21 protein-coding genes are annotated in these 26,179 nt (G+C 66.0%); 3 read left to right on the top strand and 18 right to left on the bottom strand.

The annotated features are described in order from the left end of the window. Positions 1 to 38: 38 nt before the first annotated feature. The 6 genes from QX010_RS19690 to QX010_RS19715 all read right to left on the bottom strand — a co-directional run bounded on the left by QX010_RS19690 (position 39) and on the right by QX010_RS19715 (position 10,285). Positions 39 to 560: a hypothetical protein gene (locus QX010_RS19690; RefSeq protein ID WP_316181315.1), complete on the bottom strand. Its 522-nt coding sequence runs from the start codon at positions 558 to 560 to the stop codon at positions 39 to 41. Positions 561 to 651: 91 nt separating this feature from the next. Next, positions 652 to 1,614: an FHA domain-containing protein gene (locus QX010_RS19695; RefSeq protein ID WP_315799726.1), complete on the bottom strand. Its 963-nt coding sequence runs from the start codon at positions 1,612 to 1,614 to the stop codon at positions 652 to 654. Next, positions 1,611 to 2,903 carry a serine protease gene (locus QX010_RS19700; protein ID WP_316181316.1) on the bottom strand — a complete coding sequence of 431 codons (1,293 nt, stop codon included), beginning with the start codon at positions 2,901 to 2,903 and terminating at the stop codon, positions 1,611 to 1,613. The genes QX010_RS19695 and QX010_RS19700 overlap by 4 nt, the downstream gene beginning before the upstream one ends. Before the next feature lie 197 nt (positions 2,904 to 3,100). Continuing rightward, positions 3,101 to 5,413: a caspase family protein gene (locus tag QX010_RS19705; RefSeq protein WP_316181317.1), complete on the bottom strand. Its 2,313-nt coding sequence runs from the start codon at positions 5,411 to 5,413 to the stop codon at positions 3,101 to 3,103. A 165-nt stretch (positions 5,414 to 5,578) separates the two neighbouring features. Next, complete coding sequence (dnaE, locus tag QX010_RS19710) at positions 5,579 to 9,106, bottom strand: DNA polymerase III subunit alpha (protein ID WP_316181319.1); 3,528 nt, start codon at positions 9,104 to 9,106, stop codon at positions 5,579 to 5,581. Between the two features lie 465 nt (positions 9,107 to 9,571). Beyond that, entirely contained in the window at positions 9,572 to 10,285 is a 714-nt protein-coding gene (locus tag QX010_RS19715; protein ID WP_315711588.1) for an outer membrane protein, read from the bottom strand. 265 nt (positions 10,286 to 10,550) lie between these two features. On the opposite strand from QX010_RS19715, the gene QX010_RS19720 reads away from it, so the two are divergent. Next, on the top strand, positions 10,551 to 10,886 hold the full coding sequence (locus QX010_RS19720; protein WP_315738242.1) for a DUF3551 domain-containing protein: 336 nt from the start codon (positions 10,551 to 10,553) through the stop codon (positions 10,884 to 10,886). A 105-nt stretch (positions 10,887 to 10,991) separates the two neighbouring features. On the opposite strand, the gene QX010_RS19725 is transcribed toward QX010_RS19720, so the two are convergent. Both QX010_RS19725 and QX010_RS19730 read right to left on the bottom strand, forming a co-directional pair. Then, positions 10,992 to 11,765, bottom strand: coding sequence for an outer membrane protein (locus QX010_RS19725; protein WP_315799722.1), 774 nt, complete (start codon positions 11,763 to 11,765; stop codon positions 10,992 to 10,994). Positions 11,766 to 12,198: 433 nt separating this feature from the next. Continuing rightward, a complete protein-coding gene (locus tag QX010_RS19730; RefSeq protein ID WP_316181321.1) occupies positions 12,199 to 12,969 on the bottom strand; it encodes a helix-turn-helix transcriptional regulator in 771 nt (256 codons plus the stop codon). 138 nt (positions 12,970 to 13,107) lie between these two features. Here QX010_RS19730 and QX010_RS19735 point away from each other — a divergent pair, with 138 nt between their 5' ends. After that, positions 13,108 to 14,187 carry a zinc-binding alcohol dehydrogenase family protein gene (locus QX010_RS19735; protein ID WP_316181322.1) on the top strand — a complete coding sequence of 360 codons (1,080 nt, stop codon included), beginning with the start codon at positions 13,108 to 13,110 and terminating at the stop codon, positions 14,185 to 14,187. Between the two features lie 12 nt (positions 14,188 to 14,199). Here the strand turns inward: QX010_RS19735 and QX010_RS19740 are convergent, their stop codons facing one another. From QX010_RS19740 to QX010_RS19785, 10 genes are all read right to left on the bottom strand, one after another. After that, on the bottom strand, positions 14,200 to 14,901 hold the full coding sequence (locus tag QX010_RS19740; protein ID WP_316181324.1) for an ABC transporter ATP-binding protein: 702 nt from the start codon (positions 14,899 to 14,901) through the stop codon (positions 14,200 to 14,202). A gap of 7 nt (positions 14,902 to 14,908) precedes the next feature. Continuing rightward, complete coding sequence (locus QX010_RS19745; protein ID WP_316181325.1) at positions 14,909 to 16,192, bottom strand: lipoprotein-releasing ABC transporter permease subunit; 1,284 nt, start codon at positions 16,190 to 16,192, stop codon at positions 14,909 to 14,911. Between the two features lie 94 nt (positions 16,193 to 16,286). Next, the gene (proS, locus tag QX010_RS19750; protein ID WP_316181326.1) at positions 16,287 to 17,621 is read right to left on the bottom strand and encodes a proline--tRNA ligase; all 1,335 of its coding nucleotides are present in this window, start codon (positions 17,619 to 17,621) and stop codon (positions 16,287 to 16,289) included. Between the two features lie 210 nt (positions 17,622 to 17,831). Then, on the bottom strand, positions 17,832 to 18,329 hold the full coding sequence (locus QX010_RS19755) for a TlpA disulfide reductase family protein (RefSeq protein ID WP_316181327.1): 498 nt from the start codon (positions 18,327 to 18,329) through the stop codon (positions 17,832 to 17,834). Next, on the bottom strand, positions 18,326 to 19,552 hold the full coding sequence (locus QX010_RS19760) for a sialidase family protein (RefSeq protein ID WP_316181329.1): 1,227 nt from the start codon (positions 19,550 to 19,552) through the stop codon (positions 18,326 to 18,328). Before QX010_RS19760 ends, QX010_RS19755 begins: the two co-directional genes overlap by 4 nt. Positions 19,553 to 19,560: 8 nt before the next feature. Continuing rightward, positions 19,561 to 21,954 (bottom strand): TonB-dependent receptor family protein, encoded by a 2,394-nt coding sequence (locus QX010_RS19765; protein ID WP_316181330.1) that lies wholly within the window; start codon positions 21,952 to 21,954, stop codon positions 19,561 to 19,563. Positions 21,955 to 22,047: 93 nt separating this feature from the next. Then, on the bottom strand, positions 22,048 to 22,515 hold the full coding sequence (locus QX010_RS19770) for a DUF2946 family protein (protein WP_316181332.1): 468 nt from the start codon (positions 22,513 to 22,515) through the stop codon (positions 22,048 to 22,050). 39 nt (positions 22,516 to 22,554) lie between these two features. Continuing rightward, positions 22,555 to 23,073 (bottom strand): copper chaperone PCu(A)C, encoded by a 519-nt coding sequence (locus tag QX010_RS19775; protein WP_315799713.1) that lies wholly within the window; start codon positions 23,071 to 23,073, stop codon positions 22,555 to 22,557. Positions 23,074 to 23,210: 137 nt separating this feature from the next. Continuing rightward, positions 23,211 to 23,576, bottom strand: coding sequence for a DUF2946 family protein (locus QX010_RS19780; protein ID WP_316181334.1), 366 nt, complete (start codon positions 23,574 to 23,576; stop codon positions 23,211 to 23,213). A 530-nt stretch (positions 23,577 to 24,106) separates the two neighbouring features. After that, positions 24,107 to 24,952: a metallophosphoesterase family protein gene (locus QX010_RS19785; protein ID WP_316181336.1), complete on the bottom strand. Its 846-nt coding sequence runs from the start codon at positions 24,950 to 24,952 to the stop codon at positions 24,107 to 24,109. Positions 24,953 to 25,149: 197 nt separating this feature from the next. Here QX010_RS19785 and QX010_RS19790 point away from each other — a divergent pair, with 197 nt between their 5' ends. Beyond that, the gene (locus QX010_RS19790; protein WP_315799710.1) at positions 25,150 to 26,178 is read left to right on the top strand and encodes a sugar ABC transporter substrate-binding protein; all 1,029 of its coding nucleotides are present in this window, start codon (positions 25,150 to 25,152) and stop codon (positions 26,176 to 26,178) included. Position 26,179 lies beyond the last annotated feature (1 nt).

The raw sequence follows: 26,179 nt of genomic DNA on the forward strand, positions 1-26,179 counted from the left end.
ATATAGCCGGATTTTGGCGCAACGCAAGGAAAATGGGCTCATTCCGCCTGCAGAAGCTCGGCCATCGCCGTCCGGGCCTGGCCCTCCTGGAGCGGAACGAAGTCGACCGGGCCCTTGTTGTCGGCGCCGGACGAGGCCGCGGCCATCACGCCCATGCCGAGCAGGCCGAAGGCCATGCCGCCGCCCTGCATCGCCCTGGACCGGTCGCTGGGCCTGATCGAGAAGAAATAGGTGCGTCCCGGTTCGGTGTTGAAATCGAGCACGGAGTCGCCTGGGAACAGGGTCTGGGTGGCGATGAGGTGGTGCGGACCGGCAGGCCGGTCGACGTAGACATAGGTCCCGGGGATCAGGCGGCTCAGCGCGACGCCGTCGACCTTGGCATCGCACGTGGTCCGGTCCAGCCAAGCATCCTTCAAGCTCATGATGATGATGCGGGACTGCCCGGCACGCGGCGCCCCGATCTTCTGTGACACCACGGCGTATTCGGTGCCTTCCTTGCCTGTCAGGCATCCTGATACCAGAAATGCCGCTCCCAATCCCAGCAGCGCTCGCCTGTTCATTGCCCCCCTCCCCGTAGAAACCCGGGCTTCGAGGCTATGACGGGAACCAGGGAACTTTCAATTTCGGGGAGCAAAGACAATGGAACTGTGATCAGCGCTCCACACCGGCCGGCGCCAGCGCGGCGCGGTCCGCATCGAGCTTCGCCCTCAGCCGCGCGGCGTCTTCGAAGAAGGTCTGCTCGTCCTGCACCGGAACCAGGCGCAGGGACGGCGGCATCAGCACGTGGCTCACATTGGGACGGCCGGAATTCGCCAGCGCCTCCGACCGCTGCACGGTCTGGATCGCGATCGCGACCACCAGCAGAAGGCCGACCACCACGCCCTTGGCGAGCATATGGCTGCGTCCGACCTCACGCAGATGCAGCAAGCAGGTCGCGGCGAGAACGATCCACGAGACGAGGTAGCCGTAGGTGAAGACAGCGGTCCAGGTCAGGGCGAACGAGGCAATCTGGGCGAACTCGCTGTAGACCCAGAACGCGATCAGACCCGCCTGCGCGATCAGGAGGTGGCGCAGAAAATGCGAGCGGCCGGAAAACAACCGCGCCAGCAGCGCCCAGACGCCAACCCATGCGACGACCACCCCGATCATCGTGACGGTCGGCACGAGATAATCGGACAGATGCGCCTCGGAGGTCTGCGCAAACCAGGTCATCACCGCGTTGATTGCGAGCAGGACGACGCCGAGGGCGATCGCGGCGATGATCGGCAGCGCCCCGCGTTCGGAGCCCGCGAGCCGCTCCGGCTCGACGGCATGGCCGGCGTCGCGGATCCGAAGCAGCGTCTGGCCGATCCGGATCGGCTTGGTGCCGTCGAGAACGAGCTGCGGCTTCCGGCTCTTGCCGCGATCGAGAAAGAGGCCGTTGGCGCTGCCGAGATCCTCGGCGACCAGGCGCCCCTCGCCGTCGCGGAAAATTCGCACATGGCGCGCGGCGACATAGGGATCGTCGAGAATGACGTGATTGTCGTAGCCGCGGCCGATGCTGATCTCGGCGGCATCGACACGGAAGCGGCCGGCGACGTCGCGATGCTTGGAGAGGATCTCGATCCAGATCATCGTGCGACCTGCAGGCGTTCGAGGAAGCTCTTGCCGAGGCGCAAGGCGTCGTCATAAGCGATCGCCTGCAGGTTCAGCCGCGACACCAGCGCCTCGTCGGCATGGTCCTGGGTCACCGCGACCAGAACGATGTCATAGAGGCCGTCGAACTCGCGATAGCCCTGCGCGCACCACAGCACGCGCAGCGGCGGATGAGCGGCCGCCGGCGTCACGCCGACGAAATCGGCATGGCAATGCTGCGGCGTGTACCATTTGCGGAACGAGCCGCCCTGGGTGAGTCGTGGCTGCGCCAGCTGCGTCAGCACGGTCGCGAACTGGAATTGATTGAGGTCGATCGATTTCGCGTAGGAGTGGCTGACCTCGACCACGCCGGTGTTGAGGTCGGAGGCGACATAGACGCTGGCCTCGGCCTTGCAACTAGTCGAATTGATGCTGGCGCGCGGCTTCGGCGACGCGCTGGCATTGGTGCTCGCCCAGCATTCGAACCAGCCCGCGCGCGTCTCCGGCGCCTGATAGGACCCGAACACGCGGTCGCGGAAGCCCTCCTCGCCCAGCGACTTGTAGAGCGCTCCGCGCCAGCTCGTAAGCTGCGCGATCACGTCCTTGCGCAGATCGGCCGCCGCCGGCCTGGCATCCTGGCCGCGCGCCAGGAGCGCGGCCGCGAAGCGTGCGGGCACCAGGAAGCTGATGAGCTGGCCGCCGCGGCGCGTCGCGACGTTGATGCCCACCACCTGGCCCTGCGCATTGACCGCCGGGCCGCCGCTCATGCCGGGATTGAGCGCGCCGGTGAAATGGATGTGATCGTTGTAGCTGTGCTCGACGAGGCCGTTATAGGTGCCCTCGATGATGGTGAAGCCGAGGTCGAGCGGGTTGCCGAGCGAATACAACCGCTCGCCTTTCGGCAGGCTGCCGTCGAGCGCGGCCTTGTCGAACGAGAAGAACGGCGCGTTCTGCTTGTCGACGCGAACGAGCGCGAGATCGTTGGGCAGGTCGACGGCAAGCAACGTGACGCCGCCCTGCGTGCCATCCGCTCCGGTATATTCGAGCCGGTACGTCTTCGGCTCGAGCGCTGCATCCGAGACGACGTGATAGTTCGTGACCGCGAGCCCGTCGGCCGAGACCAGAAAGCCGGATCCTGTCGAGGTCTGGCGGCCGGCATCGGCCACGAGCGTGCGGATCTGGAGCAGGCGCGGCGGCGCCGAGGCATAGACGGCTTCGGCGCCCGGCAGCCCCTGCGCATCGCTTGGCGAAGGCAGGCCGGCGATACCGACGCTGCAAAGGGCGGCCATGATTGAGCTTCGCCAAATTGAGCTTCGCCAAGACAGCGTGCGCAAGGTCCCGACAAACGCTGATTTCACTGAAGCCCCCGCAACACGTCGTCGGCCGTCGACGTCTTGCGCCCACGATCGATCAGTCCGGCGGTCCGCCCATATCGAAAACAGGCCGATGTTGCAACCGCGCCGGCGTCAGGCCAACGCGCGGCGGCTCAGCAATGCGGAACGTTCGGCGGACATCTCTTGCCCGGCGGCGGCGGGGCCGCCGGACGTGGCGGCGGCGCCGCGGGCCGCGCCATCGGCGGCGGTGGCGGCGCCGGCCGGGCCACGGCGGCCATCGGCGGCGGACTGGGACGCGCCATCTGCGGCGGAGGCGCAGGGCGCGCCATCGGTGGCGGAGCGGACGGACGCATGACTTGCGGCGGCGGTGGCGCCGGCCGAGGTGGCGGAGCCGCCCGAACCATCGGTGCAACCGGCGGTCGTGGCGGCGCCGGCGGCGGACTCAGACGCGCCGTCGCCGGTGGTGGCGGCGGGCGGCGCTGGATCTGCGGTGGCGTCGCCTGCTGAATGCGCGGGCTCACCTCAGGCCCGCGCGGAGCGGCTGACGGCATGACCGGACGGGACGGCATCGCCGATGGCCTTGCCGGCTGCGGCATGACGGCGCCCGGCGGCGTGCGGTTCGCGCGCAGATCCTGGCGCGCGGGCGGTGGCAGCGCGCCAGAGGGCGATGCCGGTGCCGGCTGGCGCAGACCAGGAGTCTGAACCGATGGTGGCACCGGCGGACCACCGCGACCGGGCACCGGCAGCGGATTGACGTTGGCATGCCCCTGCCCTGGTCCTGTCATGGCGGGCGAGGGTCCACCCGGCGGAGCGTTGGCCTGAATGGCCGGTGCCGCACCGGGCCGGAGTGCGGGATTGGCGAGCGGTCCTCCCGGCGGCGGGACCTTGCCCTGCTGGATCAGCGTGGCGCGCTGCACGACAGCCGGCGGCAGGGCCGGTGCCACCGCCACGGCCGGCGTCGGCACCGCCGCGGGGCCTGCAGTGATCGGTCCGGCCGGCGGCGCCGGACGATTGATCACGGTGTTGATGACGGTCGTGTTGTGGATGTTCTGGTAGATGATGTTGTTCGGCGGCGGCGCAACGAAGGCCGGCGGCCGGACATAGACCGGGATCGGCACGAACACCGGCCGCGGCAGGATGAACAGGCCGACCGGGGCGAATGGCGGCGGCAGCTCCACGAAATCCGGCGGAGGCGGCGGCAGGATGTAGACCGGCGGCGGGGGCGGCGGCACGAAATCGAATTCGGGATCCGAGAACATCAGCACCGGGCGCTCGACATAGATCACCTCGTCGAGCGGCGGCGGCGGCACGTCATAGTCGATCATCGCGAAGGTCGGCGGCGGCGCGGGCGGCGCGGACAACATCGCCAGCCGCCGCCGGGCGTCCTCGGCATGCGCGCCATAGGGATAGCGCTTCAGGTAGGACCAATAGGCTTCCGGACTGTCGGTGCGGAACGTCCGCCGCCAGGTCAGCGCCTCGCGGCGTGCGGCGACGAGGGCGCGCACGCGCCGCGCCAGCGGGTCGCTCGGATAGGCGGCGATGAAGTCCTCATAGCCCTGCAGCGTGTCGCGCTCGAGCGCGGCGGCATAGGCCTCCTGCACCGGCAGCTCGCGGATCGGGCGCGAGCGCAGCGCCGCGCTCTGCTCCGGCGAATCCGACGTGGCGGGGGCGTCGGGCGCCCGCTCGAAGAAGGTGAAGGCGGCCTGGATCTTCTGCGCGTCCCAGGGCACCTGCGCGCCCTTGGTCTCCTCGTTGACGCGCAGCCGCAGCCGGTCGAACACCTCCGGCAGCGACAGCCCGCCGGTGCGGATCATCTCGGCGAGCGAGCGCGCGTAGACGCCGTAGGCGCCGGTCTCGTTCGGCGCGATCGTGCCCGGCGCGGCATTGAACGCGATCAGCATGTTGGCATCGGGCTCGACCAGCGCCAGGCCGCCGGCGATCGCCGGACCGCTGGCGATGAAGGGCTGCTGGCGGGCGGCATCGAGCACCACGACGCTGGCCTTCACCGGCGTCGCCGCAAGCTGGCGGATGTAGTCGCTGAGGCGCAGCCCCTCGGTCGGAATGTCGACGTCACTGCCGATGTTGGCGTCGACGGGAAGAAAGTAGTTCTCGCCGGCGAGCTGCATGCCGTAGCCGGCGAGATAGACCATCGCGACGGTGTTGTTGTCGGCTGACTGGGCCTTGTGAATGAAATCACGAAAGCTCTTGCGCAACGTGTCTGCATCGAGATCGCGCGCGCCGACCACGTCGAAGCCCGCGGCCTGCAGCGTCTGCGCGATCAGGCCGGCATCGTTGGCCGCCGACGCCAGCGGGCCCTTGGCATAGGCCCCGTTGCCGATCACCAAGGCGATACGCTTTTCGGCACCGGGCTGCTGCGCTGCGGCAGGCCGCGGCAGGGCCGCCCAGGCGAGCAGGCAGAGCGAAACACTCAGGACGATCTTCGCGGTGATCTTGGCCAAGCGCATGGTTCAAGCCCCTTCGAGGCACCCGCCGCGGATTCAGCGGGAGAATGGCTGAACCGCGGTTGAACGGAGGCATGTCCGTACAGCCCACGCGCAGCTTTTTTGTTCCTCGTCCCCGTTCGACCGGCAAGATCGCCGGACGCAGCCGCTCCAGCGGAACGATCGCCTTTAGAGCTGCTGCACGTCGACCACGCCGGTCACCGCCTTGATGGCACCTGCGATTTGTGGCGAAACCTTGAAGCGCCCCGGCAGCTTCATCTCGACCTCGGTTTCGAGGTCCAGCATCATCACCAGCGATACCTCGCCCTCGCCTGCTGCCGTGCGGGGCGCCAAGGGGGGCGCCGCACCCTTGGCGATCGCTCCATTGCCATTGGCCGCGGTGCCTTCCGGCCCCTGCAGGCGCTTGACGATGGAGTCGAGCGGCTTGGTGTCGCGCAGGAAGATGCGCAGGCCGCGCTGCGTCTTGGCGGCGGCATCGTCGAGCGGTTCGGCATGCAGCACGCGGGCGCGGACATCCTCGCCCTGCAGCTCGGCGCCGAGCTGCAGCAGCACGGCCGCGCCGGGCTCGAGCACGTCGCGATATTGTGCAAGCCCCTCCGAGAACAGCACGGCCTCGAAATGCCCGGTCGGATCCGACAGGCCCATGATGCCCATCTTGTTGCCGGTCTTGGTGCGCCGCTCCATGCGCGATACCACGGTGGCGGCGACCTTGCCCGCGGTCGCGCCGGTCTTCACCGCGCGCGAGAACTCGGCCCAGCTCTGCACCCGCAGCCGCTTCAGCGCCGCCGCGTAGTCGTCGAGCGGATGGCCCGACAGGAAGAAGCCGATCGCATCATATTCGCGCCGTAGACGCTCGGCCGGCAGCCAGTTCTCGATGTTCGGCAGGATGATCGCCGGCGCATCGGCGGCGTTGCCGAACATGTCGTTCTGGCCGGAGGTGGCAGCCTCGTTGGCGCGCTGGCAGGCGGCAACGATGGCATCAGCGCCGGCGAACACGCGCGCGCGGTTCTTGTCGAGCCCGTCGAAGGCGCCGGCGGCGGCCAGGGTCTCGATGATGCGCTTGTTGATCGCGCGCGGACTGACGCGGGAGGCGAAGTCGGCGAGCGAGGTGAACGGCCCCCCCTTGTTGCGGGCCTCGACGATCATCTCGATCGCCTGCGGGCCGACGCCCTTCAAGGCGGCGAGCGCGTAGAAGATGGTGTTGCCGCTGACCTCGAAGGTCGGACCGGAGCGGTTGATCGACGGTGGCTCGACCTTGATCCCCAGACGCTGCGCCTCGGTACGAAATTCCGAGAGCTTGTCGGTGTTGTTGAGATCGAGCGTCATCGACGCCGCGATGAACTCCACCGGATAATGCGCCTTCATGTAGGCGGTGTGGTAGGACACCAGCGCGTAGGCGGCCGCGTGCGACTTGTTGAAGCCGTAGTCGGCGAATTTGGCCAAGAGGTCGAAGATCGTGTCGGCCTGGTCCTTCGGCACGCCGTTCTTGACGGCACCTTCGACGAAGCGGACGCGCTGCTTGTCCATCTCGGCGCGGATCTTCTTGCCCATGGCGCGCCGCAGGAGATCGGCTTCGCCGAGCGAGTAGCCGGACATCTGCTGCGCGACCTGCATCACCTGCTCCTGGTAGATGATGACGCCGAAGGTCTCCTTCAGGATCGGCTCCAGAATCGGGTGTAGATATTCCGGCTCCTCCTCGCCGTGCTTGCGGGCGCAGTAGGTCGGGATGTTGGCCATCGGGCCCGGGCGATACAGCGCGACCAGCGCGATGATGTCCTCGAACCGGTCCGGGCGCATGTCGATCAGCGCCCGCCGCATGCCCTGACTTTCAACCTGGAACACGCCGACCACGTCGCCGCGGGCGAGCATCTGGTAGCTCGGCGCATCGTCGATCGGCAAGGTCGCGAGATCGACGTGGATGTCGCGCTGCTTCAGCAGCTTCACGGCGACGTCGAGCACGGTCAGCGTCTTCAGGCCGAGGAAGTCGAACTTGACGAGGCCGGCCGGCTCCACCCATTTCATGTTGAACTGGGTGACCGGCATGTCCGATTTCGGATCGCGATACATCGGCACCAGCTCGCTCAGCGGCCGGTCGCCGATCACGATGCCCGCGGCGTGGGTCGAGGCGTGGCGCGTCAGGCCTTCGAGGCGCATCGCGATGTCGAAGGCGCGCGCCACCACCGGATCCTCGTCGCGGAACGCCTGCAGCTTCGGCTCGCCCTCGATCGCGGCGGCGAGCGTGACGGGAGCAGCCGGGTTCTGCGGCACCAGCTTGGTGAGCTTGTCGACCTGGCCATAGGGCATCTGCAGCACGCGGCCGACGTCGCGCAGCACGCCGCGCGCCTGCAAGGTACCGAAGGTGATGATCTGCGCCACCTGGTCGCGGCCGTAGCGCTGCTGCACATAGGAGATCACCTCGCCGCGGCGGTCCTGGCAGAAGTCGATGTCGAAGTCCGGCATCGACACGCGCTCGGGATTGAGGAAGCGCTCGAACAGCAGCGCGAAGCGCATCGGGTCGAGGTCGGTGATGGTCAGCACCCAGGCAACCAGCGAGCCGGCGCCGGAGCCGCGCCCCGGTCCGACCGGGATGCCGTGCGCCTTGGCCCATTTGATGAAGTCCGACACGATCAGGAAGTAGCCCGCGTACTTCATGCGCATGATGACGTCGAGCTCGAAGGCGAGCCGCTTCTGGTAGTCCTCCTCAGTCATGCCCGGCGCCATGCCGTGCACCTTGAGGCGCCGCTCCAGGCCCTCCTCCGCCTGCCGCTTCAGCTCGGCGGCCTCGGCGCTGGCGGCGTCCACGGCATCGCCGCTGCCGGCCCCGACCGTAAAGAACGGCAGGATCGGCTTGCGCGTGCGCGGCCGGTACGAGCAGCGCTCGGCGATCTCGACCGTCGAGGCCAGCGCCTCCGGCAGGTCGGCGAACAGCACCGCCATCTCGGCGCGGGTCTTGAAACGGTGGTCGGGCGTCAACTGCACGCGCTCGGTGTCGGCGATCAGGTGGCCGCCGGCGATGCACAGCAGCGCATCATGCGCCTCGTAGTCGTCGGCGGTCGCGAAATACGGCTCGTTGGTCGCCACCAGCGGCAGGCCCTTGCCATAGGCGATGTCGATCAGGCCGCCCTCGACGCGGCGCTCGCGGTCGACGCCGTGGCGCTGCAGCTCGATGTAGAGGCGGTCGCCGAACAGGCTCGCCAGCCGCTCGCAGCGCTGCGTCGCAAGTGCCGCCATGTCGTGCTGGATCGCGAGCGAGATCGGCCCATCGGGCCCGCCGGTGAGCGCAATCAGACCATCGACGCCCTCGTTCAGCCACTCGAACTTGATGTGCGGGGCCTGGTGCGTCGGCGTGTCCAGGAAGGCGCGCGAGTTCAGCCGCATCAGGTGGCGGTAGCCCTCCTCGCGTGCGGCGAGCAGGACGATTCGCGAGGGCTGCGCGGCCGCGCCGGCATTGCGGGCGTTAGGGTCCATGTCGCCGAAATCGATGGCGAGCTCGCAGCCGGCGATCGGCTGGATGCCGTAGCTCGCCATCTTGTCGGAGAATTCGAGCGCACCGAACATGTTGTCGGTGTCGGTCAGCGCCAGCGCCGGCTGGCGATCGGCCTTGGCGAGCTCGCCGAGCTTGGCGATCTTGATCGAGCCCTTCAGCAGCGAATAGGCGGAGTGAACGTGGAGATGGACGAATCCGGCGCTGGACATGCTCGCCTTGCTGATACCTGGGCTTTTCCGAGATCACGGGATCGGGCCGGCTTCGGGGCTCGCTCGGGATCCTGCCCCCCCCCCGCGCCATGCCCTATCCTCCGACCGACTCGCCCCCGCATCATATCGGAGGCCCATCGGTAAGTCCGGCGCCCTCGCCTGCCTTGTCCCCAGCCAACGCGCTCGGAAAACTAAAGCTGTGGAATGATTTGCGCCCAGAGCGCGATCATGCCGACGAACAGCGTGATCGACGCCAGCGCGGCGGCTTCTTGAACGAAAACCTTCAGCATCGGGACCTCCCTGAGTCAGAACATATGAAGAACAATGTTCCTTTTCTGTTCTCAGGTCAAGCGCGCTGATCGGCCCGTCGCGGCGCCGGCGCCGCAAATGGTTAATCCGGCCCTCAAACAAAAGCCCCGGCGCGAACGCCGGGGCTCTCCAATCCGCCGATCGGGCGGGATCGACTCAGTAGCGCGTCGCGACCGGGCCGCCGAAGCGGTAGTTCAGGCGGGCGGTGAACAGATCGACGTCCTGCTTGATGCTGTCGGAGCCGAGCGCGCCGAAGCTGACGGTCTGGCGGTCCATGAACAGATGATCGTACTCGACGCCCAGCGACCAGTTCGGCGCAAAGCCGTATTCGACGCCGGCACCGACCACGCCGCCCCAGCGCGTGTCGTCGTTTGAGGCGAGGAACGCGCCGGTCGCCGCATTGGTGATCGTGTACTTGTTGCTGGTCACGGCCGCACCGCCCTTGGCGTAGAGCAGCACGTTGTTGATGGCGTAGCCGACCTGGCCGGTGAACAGGCCGAACGCATCGGTCTTGGTGCGGTTACGCGTTCCGAACAGCGCGCTCTGATTGTCGCCGGTGAGGTCGGCCCAGTTGCCCTGCGCCTCGACGCCGAACACGATCTGGCCCATCTGCCAGCGATAGCCGACCTGGCCACCGACGGTGCCGCCGGATGCATCATGCGAGCCTTCGCGGCCGCCGCCGACCAGATCCCAGGTATTCTCGCTCCAGCCGCCGCCACCGTTCACGCCGATGTAGAAGCCGCTCCAGTCATAGATCGCAGCCATCACCGGCGGCGGTGCCTTCGTGTAGGGACGCGCGGCGAGATCCGCAGCAAGCGCCGGCGAGGCCAGCACCACGAGCGCCGTCGTCGTCAACAGAAGTTTCTTCATCACAGGTCCAGTCTCGTCTCATTTGGCCCCCAGGCCAGCCGCACCTCTTAACGATCTGCGCCACAATTGCTGTAGCCGCTCGGTCACAGCTCGCTGCTGAAAGGCCGTGAGACATGTCGGGAAATTAATCTGTAATCACAGTGTGTTGATGGAACTTTCCAGCTTGCAATCGAGAGCCGACCGACTACACACGTCAGGGCCGCGCCAGTGCTTCGCCATGATGCACCCGCGTTCTGGTCATCGAAGGGATGAAGGGAGATCGTTGATGCGTGAGGTGTTATTCGCGGCCCTGGCTGCAGCCGGCCTCGTGGTCGCAACCCATGCCCCGGCTCACGCCGTCGGTGTCAGACATGCGTTCTGCCTGCAGGGTGATGAGTTTCCGGGCTTGAGCCACTGCACCTTCGACACTTACGCGCAATGCCAGGCGACGGCGTCGGGACGCCTGCTGAACTGCATCGCGAATCCCTATTTCGCCGGCGTCAGCAATGACCCGCGCGCGACGCCCTATCCGTATCCGCACAGGCAGCGGATCAAGCCGCGTCCGCCGGCGCCCAATCCCTACGCGCCGTTCCCCAACCCGTTCGTGTTCGAAGAGGACTGACCCGTCCCCGCCTTCAACGCGACGCGTTGCCGTCTCAGGCCGTAGCATCAAGGTTCGTCGAAGCCGCGGCTTCGACGAACCGGAGCAATCGAGAGTGACGTTGCGTCAGCGCATCATCCCGAAACCCGGACCGAACTTGTAGTTCAGCTTCACGAGCCCGATGTCGATATCCTGCTTGATGCGATGAGTCATCGCGGGCGCGCCGGCCGCGGCGACGAAGTTCAGATTCTTGTTGCCCAGGAAAATGTGATCGTATTCGACGCCGACCGACCAGTTCGGCGCAAAGCCATATTCGATGCCGGCACCGACCGTGCCGCCCCAACGCGTCGTGTTGGCGCGATCGAGCATCACGTTGGTGCCCGTGGTGAAGGTGTCGTAGCGATCGCCGACGACCGCGGCACCGCCCTTGATATAGCCGAGAATGTTGTCGAAGGCATAGCCGACCTGGCCGGTGAACAGGCCGAAGCCGTTGGTGCGTGAACGGTCGCTGACATTGGGAAGAATCAGGTTGCGATTCGTGCCCTTGAAGTTGGCCCAGTCGCCCTGCGCCTCGACGCCGAACACCCAGTTGGCCATCTGATAGCGGTAGCCGACCTGGCCGCCGACGGCCGCGCCGCCGCCCCCGGAGCAGCCTTCGCGGTTGGCTGCCGGGTTCACCGCCACACCGGCGTTCGAAACCAGATTCCAGCAATCCCGGCTGGAACCTCCGCCGGCGTTGAAGCCGACATAGAAGCCGCTCCAGTCATACACCGTCGCCACGACGGCGGGCGGCGCCTTGGTGTACGGCCCCTTCTTCATTGGAAGATCAGCTGCGAATGCAGACGTCGCCGCGGCGATTGCGCCGAGCCCCACCGTTGCGCCGAAAAGCGTCTTCATCATCGAACTCCGTAGCTTCTGTCCCAAAGTCCCCAGGCCCCCTGGTTCCGTGCGAAAAACATGCAGCGCGACGAAGCGACTATGCCACCCGCATTCGCTCCGCCGACATCAACCGATGTGCAGATCAGAACCATTCTTTCCGGCTTTTATGGGATTGGGTGCAAAGGCCTGTTTTCAAAGGCTTTGCCGGCAACATGAACAAACAACTAATAAGATGTATGGAGGAGTCGTGGCCGTCGTCCATCCATGGCCACAATACGAGCGACGGCAAAATCGTGATCGGGAAACTCCCGGTCACGTAACGAACCTTCTGGCGTCCCAGTCGTGGATTCTTCGGGGCAGCACGATGGGTCCTGCGAATGCGTAGCATCATCATCCGCAAAGCAGTCGATTGTATGATGCCTGCCGGGCGATGCCGAACGCGCGCTCGTCATCATCACGTGTAGTAGATCGCCAGCTTCAGCGCGGGATCGTCGTTGGACTGGAACGTCGCGTATCGCAGCCTCACGCGGCCCTTCTTCGGATGCTCGAGCAGCTTCTCGCCCGCAGCAAGCGGGTTGATGTCGTGCGCCGCCCACAGACCGTCGAACTCGCGGCTGCCGTGCCGCAGCCGCGCGATCAGATCGACGAAGGCGGGATCGCCCGCCCACAGATCATAGGTCGCGCGAAACTGCGCGACCATGCGTTGCGCCAGCTCCTTCCATTGCACGCCGAACAGCCGGCGCACGCCGGGCTTGCAAAGCATCAGCACCAGCGTGTTGCGCTCGTCGTCGGCGAGTTGCGAGAAGCCGAAGATCTCGTCCGCCGCGGCATTCCAGGCCAGCACATCCCATCGTCGTCCGGAGATGTAGGCCGGCTGGTTCAGACTCTGCACGAGCTCGCGCAGCCGGACCGGCACCTGCTCGCGCACGAACGGCTTGCGCGTGGGATCGCGCACCAGCGCCTTGAGATGAGCATGCTCGGTTCGGCTCAGGCGCAGGGCGCGCGCCAGCGCATCGATGGTCGAGGAGGACGGCTTCACCGCCCGGCCCTGCTCGATTCGGATGTACCAGTCGACGCCGATGCCAGCGAGCTCGGCCACTTCCTCCCGCCGCAGCCCTGCGGTGCGTCGCCGCCGCCCGGTCGCGAGTCCGACCGCCTGCGGCGTCAGCTTCTCGCGCCGCGAGCGCAGGAAGTTGCCGAGCTCGGCATGGCGCTGATCACTCATGCGCTGGATCCCTCATGGTTCGCTTTCGAGGCGGCTTGCCAGCCTGGGCTTGCCCAATCCCAGGATAATACCAGGCCTTCCTGCGCGGAGCATAGACCGGCAGGCTGCAGCCTCGCCATCGCGAAATGGAGAAGCACCATGAAGGCCGCCGTACTCAAACGATTTGGATCGCCGCTCGAGATCGAGCGTGTCGAAGACCCCGTGCTCGGCACCGGCGAGGTCATCGTCGACGTCGCCGCGGCCGGCGTGCTGTCCTATGCCAACGAGGTTTTCAGCGGCGAGCGGAAGTACCTGCTGGACCTGCCGGTCATCCCGGGGACCGGGGGCATCGGCCGGATCAGCGCCCTCGGCCCCGATGCGACGCATCTCGCGATCGGCGACTGGGTGTACTGCGATCCAACCGTGCGCTCGCGTGACACAGCCCTCGCCCCTGACATCACCCTGCAGGGCCTGAGCGCGCGCGGACCGGGCGGGCTGAAGCTGCAACAGCATTTCCGGCACGGCTCGTTTGCCGAGCGCATGCGCGTGCCGACGGAGAACGCCAAGCCGATCGGGGCCATCGACGCTAACGACGCGGCACGGTGGTGCGCGCTCGGCACCCTGCTCGTGCCCTATGGCGGCTTTCTTGCCGCCCATCTGCAGGCGGGCGAGACCGTCCTGGTCAGCGGCGCCACCGGCCGGTTCGGCAGCGCCGCGGTTGCGGTGGCGCTCGCCATGGGCGCCGCTGCGGTCGTCGCCCCCGGCCGCAACGAGGCCATGCTGGCGGAGCTGAAGCGCCGGTTCGGCCCCCGCGTCCACCCGGTCAGACTCTCCGGCGACGAGAGCGAGGACACCGCACGCATGAAGCGCGCGTCGCCGCGTCCGATCGACTGCGTGCTCGACATCATGCCGCCGTCGGTCTCGGCCGGGGTCGTGCGATCAGCCGTGATGACCGTGCGTCCCTATGGGCGCGTGGTGCTGATGGGCGGCGTCGGGATGCTGGGCGGAGCGGGGCTCGAGCTGCCCTATCCATGGATCATGCGCGACTGCATCACGATCCACGGCGTCTGGATGTATCCGCCGGATGCTGCGGTCAGGATGGTCGCGCTGATCCGGGCCGGGCTGCTCGAGCTCGCGCAGTTCGAGCCCACCTGTTTCGACCTCGATCATGCCAACGACGCGGTCGCCCACGCCGCCGCTCATCGCGAGCCATTCCAGATGACGGTGATCAGGCCCTGACTGCGACCTGACTCAATCCAGCTCGACGACCTTGCCGCCGACGATGGAGACGCGCCGGTCCATGCGGCCGGCCAGCTCCATGTTGTGGGTCGCGATCAGCATCGCGACCCGCGTGGCCTTCACGAGTTGCATCAGCGCGTGAAAGACGTGATCGGCGGTGGCAGGATCGAGATTGCCGGTCGGCTCGTCCGCCAGCAGCGCACGCGGCGCATTGGCGACCGCACGCGCGATCGCGACGCGTTGCTGCTCGCCGCCGGAGAGTTCGGCCGGGCGGTGCTTGATCCGCTCGCCGAGGCCGAGATAGGCCAGGATCTCGGTCGCCCGCTTCACCGTCTCGGACCGTTTCAAGCCGCGGATCATCTGCGGCAGCATCACGTTCTCCAGCGCCGTAAACTCCGGCAGCAGCCGGTGCGACTGGTAGACAAAACCGATGTCGGTCCTGCGCATCTGGGTGCGCTCGATGTCGGTGAGCTGCGACGTCGGCACGCCCCCGACATAGACCTCGCCCTCGTCGGGGCTCTCCAGGAGGCCCGCGATGTGCAGCAATGTCGACTTGCCTGAGCCCGACGGCGCCACCAGCGCCACCGATTGCCCGGCCCACAGCGCCAGCTTGGCCCCGTCGAGAATGGTCAGCTGCTGCTCGCCCTGCATGTACCGCCGCTTGATCTCGTGGAGATAAACGACCGGCACATCCTCTGCCCCCTGCTCTTCCATCAGCGCCTCACTCGTAGCGAAGCGCTTCGACCGGGTCTAATCGGGCCGCGCGCCAGGATGGATACAGCGTAGCCAGGAAAGACAGGGTCAAGGCCATGATCAGAACGGCCGCAGTCTCGCCGGCATCGATCTCAGCCGGCAGCTTCGACAGGAAATAGAGCTCATTGGGAAACAGATCGGTGCTCGTCAGCCAGGACAGAAACTTCCTGATCGAATCGATGTTCATCGAGATCAGGAGGCCGACGACAAATCCGGTGAGCGTGCCGACCACCCCGATCGAAGCGCCGGTGATCAGGAATATCCGCATGATCGCCCCCTGCGAAGCCCCCATGGTGCGCAGCACGGCGATGTCCTGGCCCTTGTCCTTGACCAGCATGATCAGTCCCGAAACGATGTTGAGCGCGGCGACCAGCACGATCAAGGTCAGGATCAGGAACATCACGTTGCGCTCGACCTGCAGCGCATTGAAGAAGGTCGAGTTGCGCTGGCGCCAGTCGACGAGAAAAATCGGGCGGCCGGCCGCCTCCGTCACCGTCTTGCGAAACTCCTCCACCTTGTCGGGATTGCTGGTGAAGATCTCGATCGCGGTGACGTCGTTGTTGCGGTTGAAATAGGCCTGCGCTTCGGCCAGCGGCATGAAGACGAAGCTGGCGTCGTACTCGGACATCCCGATCTCGAACACCGCCGCGATCTTGTAGGGCTTGATGCGCGGCGTGGTGCCCATCGGCGTCACGGCGCCCTTCGGGGCGACCAGAGTGATGCTGTCGCCGGCATGCAGCGACAATTGGTCGGCAAGCCGGCGGCCGATCGCGACGCCCTGGCCTTCGTCGAAACCTTCCAGCGAGCCCTGCTTGATGTTCTTGGCAATCGACGTCAGGTTCGTGAGGTCCTGCGCGCGAATGCCGCGGATGAACACACCGGACGCATTGAAGGGCGACGAGCCGAGACCTTGTCCGTCGACCACCGGCGCGGCGAGGCGGATGCCCTGCACCTGCGCGATCCGGTCGGAGACGTCCTTCCAGTCGGTGAGCGGCGACTCCAGCGGTTGCACCAGCAGATGCCCGTTCAGGCCGAGGATCTTGTCGAGCAGCTCCTTGCGGAAGCCGTTCATCACCGCCATCACGATGATCAGGGTTGCGACGCCCAGCATGATGCCGAGGAAGGAGAACCCCGCGATCACGGAGATGAACCCCTCCCTGCGGCGCGCACGCAGATAGCGCCCCGACAGCATCCACTCGAAGGGAGCGAAGGGAGTGGTGGTCTGCACCGGTTCGGTCATGGCGTCATCCATTGTGCGATCATCCCATGATTCGGGCCGAATGTGGCCGGATTGGCCTGAAGGGGCGGGCAGCCCCGGTGGATAATCCGATGATCGAACGAGCGCCTCAGCCAGCCGATGTCCCGCCGCCGAGCCGTGCCACGACGTCCGCCGGGGACATCATCTGGCGGGCGCCGTCGCTGCGGGTCTTCACCTCGACCTTGCCTTCGGCAAGGCTCTTGGGTCCGACCATGATCTGCCAGGGGATGCCGATCAGGTCCGCCGTGGCGAACTTGCCGCCGGCGCGCTGCTCGGTGTCGTCGTAGAGCACGTCGACCCCCTTGGCGAGCAGATCGCGATAGAGCTGCTCGCAAGCGGCATCGGTGTCGGAGCCGCCCTGCTTCAGGTTGAGGATGACGGCGCGGAACGGGGCGACCTCCTCCGGCCATTTGATGCCGGCCTCGTCGTGACAGGCCTCGATGATCGCACCAGCCAGCCGTGACACGCCGACGCCATAGGAGCCACCGTGGACGGTGACCTCCGCCCCCTCTGGGCCGGCGACCAGGGCCTTCATCGGCTCGGAATATTTGGTGCCGAAATAGAAGATCTGGCCGACCTCGATGCCGCGGGTATGGACCCGCCGCTCGGCCGGCACCTCGGCCTCGAAGCGGGCCGCGTCATGGACGTCCTCGGTCGCCGCATAGAGCGAGGTCCATTGCTTGATGATCGGGGTCAGGTCGCCGTCATAGTCGACGGAGGCCGGCGGGATCGGCAGGTCGAGCACGTCACGGTCGCAGTAGACGCCGGATTCACCGGTCTCAGCGAGCACGATGAATTCATGGCTGAGATCGCCGCCGATTGGACCGGTCTCGGCGCGCATCGGGATGCCCTTCAGGCCCATCCGCGCGAAGGTGCGCAAGTAGGCGACGAACATCTTGTTGTAGGCACGCCGCGCGCCGGCCTCGTCGAGATCGAACGAATAGGCGTCCTTCATCAGGAACTCGCGGCCGCGCATCACGCCGAAGCGCGGACGCTGCTCGTCGCGGAATTTCCATTGGATATGATAGAGATTGAGCGGCAAATTGCGGTAGGACTTCACATAGGCACGGAAGATTTCCGTGATCATTTCCTCGTTGGTCGGCCCGTACAGCAACTCACGCTTGTGGCGGTCGCTGATGCGCAGCATCTCCGGCCCATAGGCGTCGTAGCGGCCGCTCTCGCGCCAGAGATCGGCGAGCTGCAGCGTCGGCATCAGCAGTTCCAGCGCACCGGCGCGGTTCTGCTCCTCGCGCACGATCTGCTCGATCTTCTTCAGCACCTTGAAGCCCAGCGGCAGCCAGGCATAGATGCCGGCCGCCTCCTGCCGCAGCATGCCCGCGCGCAGCATCAGACGATGCGAGACGATCTCGGCTTCCTTCGGATTTTCTTTCAGAATGGGCAGGAAAAACCGCGACAGACGCATGGGCCAAGCCTTCAGGATTCGGTTCGGGCTGGCGCAGTCAAAGCGGATCGGACGGCAAAACACAAGACTGGGTTTGAGAAAAAGCGGCTAAGCGACCGGATTCCCAATCATTTTACTCGCTGGGCTGATGCGGAGGATGAACACGCCGCAACGCCGTCTTGCCGCCGGTCGCGATGGTCGCGGCCGGCAGGGTCCTTGATCTCGGGCGCCCTATTGCCGCCGCACCTGTTCCGCGGACCATTTGTCGAGATCGCTGATCTCGGCGCTGCCCTCGATCGTTTCGACGGCGCCGTCACGGGTCACGAGCATCGTGCGCGGAATGTCGCCCTGCCAGGACGGATCGATCTCGAACCGCAGCCGCTCGACGAAGCCGTCGCTGAAGATGAAGTTCTCGGCCGCGGCGAGGCCGGCCTTGTCCAGCATGGCCTGGGTCGCGGCATCCAGATTCGGCACCAGGTCGGCGCTGACGGTGACCACGTCGATCTCGGGATGATCGGACATGAACTTGCCGAGCTGCGGCAGCTCGATCTTGCAGGGGCCGCAGGTGACGCCCCAGAAATGGATCAGTGTCGGACGACCCGCATGGGCCCGCAGCACCTCGCGCCAGGTGCCGCGCTCGAACGGCTTCAGCGACGGTGGAGCTGCGGTGCTCGACGCAGTCAAGGCGACGAGGCCAAAGATCGCAAGGGCGGCGAATGCGCGTGTCATGATTCATCTCCGATCGGCTGCAACCGATAGCCGTCCGACTTGGTCATCCAGGACAGGAAGATCTGCCTGCCATGGGCAACCAGCAGCGGATGATCCGACGCATTGTCCGTGCTGGCAAGCGCGCGCGGCTTCGACCACGTCTCGCCATCGTCGCGGGATTGCATCACCATCACCGTGGTGCGCTCGCCGTCGAACTCCTTCCACACCAGCGTCGTGGTGTCCTGGGTCGCGAGCATATAGGGTCGCGTCGGATTGCGGTCGGCCTGCCCGATCGCCATCGGTTCCGAGAACGTCCGGCCGCTGTCGCGCGAATGCGCGTAGAACAGCCCCTTGCGAACCTTGCCGCTGGTGAACCAGGCGACATGATAGGTGCCGGTCGGCGCCACGGTCAGGCTCGGACCCTGATGCGGGCAGGCCTTGATCTGCCAATCATCGGTGCTGACCCGGTAGACCTCGCCGGGGGTGCCGAGGTCGCTGAACGTGATCACGGCGTGGTCGCGCACGCTGCCTTCGAAGATGTTGCGGAACATCACCACCGGACGTCCCGGCCCCGCGAAGGCAACGCCGAGCCGGCAACATTCGCAGGTGTTGTCCTGGGCCAGCGTCGCTTCGGCATAGGTGGCGCCGCCATCGCGCGACGAGGAGAAGTACAATGCCGCACCCTCGTACGAGCGCCCTGCGGCCTTGGCCGGCACCCGGTTGCGCTTGTCGAGCCACGCCACGAAGACGGTGCCATCCTGGTCCAGCGCCAGCGCCTCGAAACGCTGGCTTTCGTTGTTCGACGTGATCGGACGGGGCGCCGCGAAGCTCTTGCCGCCATCCTCCGACCTGGAGTACAGCACCTGCCCGTTGAACGCCTGGTCGCGGAAGATCGAGAACGCCACCGCTATAACGCCTTTGCGATCGACCACCAGCTTCGGCCGGGCATCGGGCCCCCAGTCGAGATTGAGCTGCTGCTCGGTGACCGGCGCGGCGGCGGAATACGTTTTCCCGCCGTCGGTCGAGCTCGCCACCGACACCCGTCCTCCGGCCATCCAGACGAGCCAGAGCTTGCCGTCTTCAGCGAAGAATGGCGTCACCTTGGTGGCGCATCGGAGCTCGGTGCCCTCGCATGCCGCCTCCGACCCGTGCTGGTGCGCCATCTGGGCTCGGGCGGTGAGCGGACAAAGCATGGCGATCGCCAGCCCGACGAGCCCGCTCCGAAGCCGTGCGATCCTTGTCATTTCGGCCCTCATCGGAATGCCACCTTCATCCCGGCCAGGAACGCGCGCGGCGAGCCGGCGAAGATCGTTCCCGTGCCTGCCAGTCCCTGCACGCCGGCGCCCGTCACCGTATTCTGCAGGTTGTTCGCGGAGGCGATGTAGGTGCGGTCGAACACATTGCGGACTTCGAAGAAGACGTTCATCGACTTGAACGTGTCAGAGGCAAGCTCGGTCTTGTAGTGGACGTTCAGATTGACGAGCTCGTAGCCCGGCGCCTTCAGCAAATTCGCATTGTCCATATAGAACGATTCCTTCCACTGGACCTCGACGAACGCACCAAGTCCCGCGAACCGCCCGCTGTCGTGATCGTAGCCGAGCCGCGCGGTCAGCTCGTTCGGCGAGATGCCGGGGATCTTGTTGCCGGCGCGGTTGAAGCCGAACAGGTTGCTGCCGTTCACAAGGTTCTCAGAATACTCGGTGTAGACTTGGTCGAGGTAGGTGTAGGCAGCGGTGAACCGCCAGCCCGGCAGGACCCGCCAATCGGCCGCCAATTCGACGCCGCGATGCTCCGAACGCGGTGCGTTGAAGGTGTAGGACGTGTTCTGCGTCCCTGTGACGGCCTGGGTGACGATCTCGTTGCGGAAGAACTCGTAGAAGCCCGTCGCGCTGAGGGTCAGAGACCGGTTCGGCGTCCAGTCGAACCCCACGTCGTAGCCCAGATTGGTCTGCGACTTCAGCTGCGTGTTGTTGCCGAAATCGCCGGTCGGCAGCACGAACAGGTTGGAGACCTGCGGCGTGCCGTACCCGGTGGCGACGCGGGCCCGCAGCAGCCAATCGCTATTCACCCTGTAGAGCAGTGCCAGCTCGGGGGCGAGATTGTCGAACTGCCGGTCCGCCGTCGTGATCGTGGTCGTCGTTGCCGTCGCGCCGTAGGTGTAGGCGGTGTTCACGCCACGCAGATGGGTGCGCTCCCAGCCGAGACCGGCCACCCCCGTCAGTGCCGACGTCAACTTGAGCTCCTCGCGGGCTCGCAGGCCGTAGTTGGTGGTCTCGCTCCAGGTGTTGGCCGAGAGGCCGCCGAGCGCTGCGTTGCCGCCGGGCACGACGAAGCGCGTATCTCCGGACGCGGTCAGCGTGTTGTAGAACGCGCCGAAGAAGGCGGTCGATTCCAGCCCGAAGATCTCTCCCCTCTTGGTGATGTCGCTCATGTAGTTGTAGGACGGATAGTCGCCGATCGCGCTGGTCGATCCTGTCGGCTGGCTGATGTTGCGGTCGTCGAACACGAACTGGTTGCGCCAGGTCGTGTCGTTGTCGAAGTCGTGCTCCCAGCGGCCGCCGACGATCGTGCGTCGATCGTTGCGGCCGAGCCCCGCCTGCAACGCGGTCTCCTGATCAACCCCACCGAGCGTATTGATTCCGTTCTTGTTGAGCCCGACGGTCGCGCAGCCGGCCGCCATAGACGTTCTCGTGGTGCAGCCCTGCTGATATGGGTTCTGATAGTACTGGCTCAGCGTGTATCGAATCGGCAGCCGCGTAAACAGGTCGTTGTTGATGATCTTGACCGTGAAGCGGTCATCCGGCGTCGCCTTGTAGGTGCCGAGGAAGTTGACCGTCTGGGTGTTGAACCAGCCGTTGCCGAGATAGCCGTCGCCGCGGACGTCGCTGGTGAACAACGAGCCCTCGAAATTGCCGACCTTCTTGCCGAAGGTCATGTAGTTGCTGAGATAGCCGAAGCTGCCGCCCTCGCTGCCGATCTCCGCGCCGTCGATGCTGCCGCCCGGACGGGTGCGGAAGTTGATGGCGCCTCCGGTCGCATAGTTGCCGTAGAGCGCCGAGGACGGGCCGCGGATGACGTCGACCGCGCCATAGGCGTGGGGATCGATCAGGTCGCTGCGCGACAGCCCGTCCGGCTGCGTGACGGGAAAGCCATCCTCGAACAGCGCGATGTTGCGGATGCCGAAGCCGTTGCGGGCGTTGGAGCCTCGGATCGAGATGCCGAGATCGCGCGGTCCGTTGCCCTGCTTGAGCGAAACACCGGGGCTTTCGCGCAGGATGTCGCCGACGGAAAACGCAGGCCGGTCATCGTAGCGGCTGCGGTCGATGGTGGTTGCGGTCTGGCCGGACGGCGACTGGCTGAGCTGGTTGCGGGCGGCGCCGACAGCCGAGGCTGGGTCGGACACCGCTCCTCCCGGCCCGGAGCTGCCGGCCACGGATGCGCCGGCCGGCTTCGGCGCGCGGGGGCGGACGGAGGCGGCCTGCACAACCGGCTTGCGCACGGTCCGTTGTGGTGCTGCACGCGGCGCGTCGACGGTGACGGACGGCAATTCCTTCTCGGTCTCGGCGCGCGCGATCGTGGCCGGTTGCAGCAGCATGAGCTGCAAGGCAACCACGCTCACGCCACCCAGGGCATGACGACGGAACATGTTTGACTTCCCCGATGCCGGCTCTACACGGCCGGTCTTCCTGGTTCAAAACGGATCGGCGCGCTGCTGCGGCGCCGACGACGAGTTCTGTGCTCAGGAGAGGAACGGGGGTCCTCTTGGTTGCGCCTGCGCCCGGGCGAGGAGATGAACGAGGCGGAGCTCGCGCGCAGTCCAGACGATGGACGCCGTCCGACGCAGCGGAGCCGCATCGAATGGCGCCGGCGGCGCATCGAGCGCCGCAGCGGCGTGCAGCACGCAGCACATGACGCAGTCAAGGCCGCAGGCAGCGCGGTCGGTATCACCATTAGAGGGCGCCGCATCCGTCTCGGCATGGCAGATCGCCGTCCCGCCGAACGGATCGACCGTCACGATCGTCGCTGCCGTCAGGGCGGACGCGGCCACTGGCGCCAACACCTGCAACAGCATTGCTAGCAGCGCGACCGGCAGATATCGGACGAACTTCTGACGGACATTGGCAGGACGTCGGGTGCGGTCGGCCGCCAGCAGCCGGCTCGCGCGCGAGCCGGCTATCATGGCGGCGTTCAACACCCGTTGCGTCATCGAGGCCGGCCTCTCCGTCGGAGCCGCAGAGCGCCCGGCCTACATCTTCATGCCGGAATGATCATGCTGCTTCATCATGCCGCCGCCCTCGCCGCCTGGTGCCTTGGCGCCGACCGCCTGCACCTCGAGCGTCACGGCCACCTTGCCGGCCTTCTCGAACTCCAGCGTGACCGGCAGCTTGTCGCCCTGCTTCAGCGGGCTCTTCAGATCCATCAGCATCAGGTGATAGCCGCCCGGCGCCAGCGCGACGGTCTTGCCCGGCTCGATCGTGAGTCCCTTGTCGAGGGGACGCATGGTCATGACGCCGTTGGTGACGGCCATCTCGTGAATCTCGACTCGCCCGGCGACGTCGCCGGTCACCGCGACGAGGCGGTCGGGCGCGCTGCCCTTGTTCTCGATGGTCAGATAGCCGGCGCCCGTCTTGGCGCCGCCCGGCGTGGCGCGGCTCCAAGGCTGGGTGATGACGAGGTCACCGGCCTTCACGTCGGCGGCCAAGGCGGCGGAAGATCCTCCCAACAGGAGAGCGAATGCGAGCAGATAGCGTCCGAGGAAGGTCATGTCGATTATCCTTCTTGTCTTGGCGGCGATGCGCCAGCTTGGTTGATCGGCGCATGTCCGCACGGCGATCGCCGCGCAGACAACGCAGGTCATGGTGATGTGATTTGGGAGGTCAGGGCCGCACGACGGCCAGCGCGTCACGCTGCGGGCGGAGCCCGTGCCTGCGCGTTCGAAAAAGCCTTGGTGATCCCGTCTGCCGGGTCACCGGCGCGCCACACGACCTCGCCCGAATCGCGTTGCGGAACGGCGACGGTGGAGAGCCCTGGCCCATCCAGTGTGACCGGCTGCGCTAGGCAGCACAGCGAACAGCCGTGAAGCGCAGGGCTCGCCGGCGACCCATCGTCAATCGGCTGGGAACCCAGCTGGCCGTGGCAGATCTCAAGTCCGTACAGGGGATCGGCCGCGGCTGATGCCGCCGCCCAGGCAACACCGATCGGCGCCAGGATCTGCACCATCAGTGCGATCAGCATGATCGGGAGAAACGCCTGCAGCCGCTGCCGCATCAAAGCCTGCCAAATGAACCGAATTCTTGTGCCCGAGTGGACGCCCGGAGTCGAGGTCGCGCAGGGCACAGTCGGCACATTTCGCCAGCGGTCGTTGATTAAGAACAATCCCGCCGCGCCTCAGGAGCCGCCGTCAAATACGGTAACTTGGCACCTATCACGAGAAAACACGAAAATAAAACTCGTCAATTGCAAGCACTTACCGATCATTTCAGGAAGTGCGCGAAATTTGAACAATCGTTGCCGAAAAGGATGACAAACGCAAAAAGATCGTCTACGAATTTGGGCCTCAGGCTAACGCTTGCGGAAGTCTGGTGGTCCAAGTCTCGGGAGGAGCCCTGGCGCGCAACAAGCAGCGTCACCCCGCTTAACAAGATCAAATCTGAACTTGCGGGATATCTAAAGGGTCGACACAATTTCCGAGCAGGGCCCGCTGCCCTGCTCTATTTTTTTGCAGTCCTCGCAGGGCAGCCACCGTCTTCATGACGGTATTGCGGGCCGCATGAACGCCACCTGAACACGCCACCACCTCAAGCCACCGCAGCCGTCGCGAAGCGTGTCAACGGCGCACGCCACCGCGCCTTGGCCTTTGGCCAAGGCAACGTCACCGACAGCGGTTCGCGGCCCGTCACGCTCCAGCGCAACGAACCATCGCCGATATCGAGAAGGCCAGCCGCTTCGGCTGGATCGCCCGAGATGAACGTCTCGGTCAGCGACTGCAACGTCAGATGCGGTGTGCCATCGACCGTCGTCATCGTATTCCAATGGACATGCCCGGCGAGCGCGACGATCGGGCAAGGCGCATCCGCGATCGCCGCGCGGATCGCATCGGTCTCGGCATAGGCCGCGTGTTCCGGATTGGCTTCGAAGTAGTAGTTGCCGGTCTGAGCCTGTCCTGACAGCGGCACGTGGCTGACGAGCAGGGTCGGCCGGTCATCCTGGGCAAGCAGCTGGACCAACGCGCCGAGATCGCCCGCGGAGAGGCGAAAGCCACGGCTCCGCGTCAGACTCACGTCGGGTTGCCAGAACACACATCTGACATCGCCGATGATCAGAGCCCGCGACCCGCACGGACGATCCATGATCGCTTCATTGTCGGCGAGACTGAGCAATGCGAGATCATGATTGCCACTGACATGATGATGCGCCGGCGCAAGCTTTGCGAAACACATCGCGACGTCGCTTTGCAGCAGACGATCGCGCTCGGGATCTTCGTCGGAAATCCGGTCGCCGAGATCGATAACCGCAGCGATGTTTTCGGCGTTCATCTGCGTGACGAAGCGCTCGAGCAATGGCAGCGCCACCGATCCACGCTTCGTCTGCGTGTCCCGGCCGTGATGGATGTCGGCGATCACGGCGATGCGTGTCGTTGCCAAAGGCTCTCTCCCAAAGCTGCGCTGCCGCGTACCACGGGTGCATCACGGTTTTCTGACATTGCGCGTGCAGCGCGAAAGCCATCCAGTGCAACGCACAACATCCGGCTGTGGCGTGATGAATTGGGTTGTGAAACACTGCAGATCTTGGCGGCGCGATCAATGACGCCGCCGGACAACGATGGGACAGGGAGCACGGGATGCCCGGCACTGACAAAACGTCCAAGAAAACGACCAGGCGCGATCTTCTCCAGGCGGCGACGGCCGCGGGCTCTGCGGCCGCGCTGCTCGCCGGCTTCGGCATCAATCCGGCGATGGCCGCCGAGATGGGCCGTTCCGAAAAGCCGCTCAAGGCGGCGTTCTCCAATGCCGGACTGCAGGCGACCTGGTGCGCCCAGGGCAAGCAGGCCGCGGAATGGTGGGGCAAGCTGCTCAACGTCGAGGTCACCTGGTTCGACGGCCAGCTCGATGCGGTGAAACAGCGCGCCGCGATCGACAACATGGCGTCGCAGAAGTGGGATTTCGTCGCCATCCAGGCGTTCGGCATCGGCACCCTGACCCAGCCGGTGCAGAAGATGATCGACGCCGGCATTCCCGTCATCGACATGGACACGCTGATCGCCCCGCTCGATCAGATCAATGTCCACTCGTTCCTGGCACCCGACAACGAGTTCATGGGCGCATCCGTCACCCAGGCGTTGGCGAACGCGATGGGCGGCAAGGGCAAGATCATCATGACGCAGGGCGCGCTCGGCCATACCGGCGCACAGGGCCGCGCCAAGGGCTTCAATTCGGTGATCAAGCAGTTCCCGAACATCGAGGTGCTGGACACGCAGCCGGCCGACTGGGACGTGTCGAAGGCGGCGCGGCTGTGGGAGACCTATCTCACGAAATATCCGCAGATCGACGCGGCGTTCTTCCACAATGACGACATGGCGCTTGCCGCCTACAACATCATGAAGGCGCGCAACCGCACCAACATCCTGATCGGCGGCGTCGACGCCATGCCGCCTGCGATCCAGGCGGTCAGCGACGGCCGCATGTTCGCGACCGTGCGCAATCCGTCCTGCCGCATCCACGGCGGCGCGATCGTGGCCGGCGTCGCGGCGGTCACCGCCGGCGAGAAGAGCGGCCAGGGCATTCCGAAGCACGTCATCACCGACGGTCCGGTCGTGACCAAGGCGAATGCCGCCGGCATGCAATGGATGGAGGATCATTTCCTGATCTGAA

The sequence above is a fragment of the Bradyrhizobium sp. SZCCHNRI1009 genome, from assembly GCF_032487575.1.
Lineage (GTDB): Bacteria > Pseudomonadota > Alphaproteobacteria > Rhizobiales > Xanthobacteraceae > Bradyrhizobium.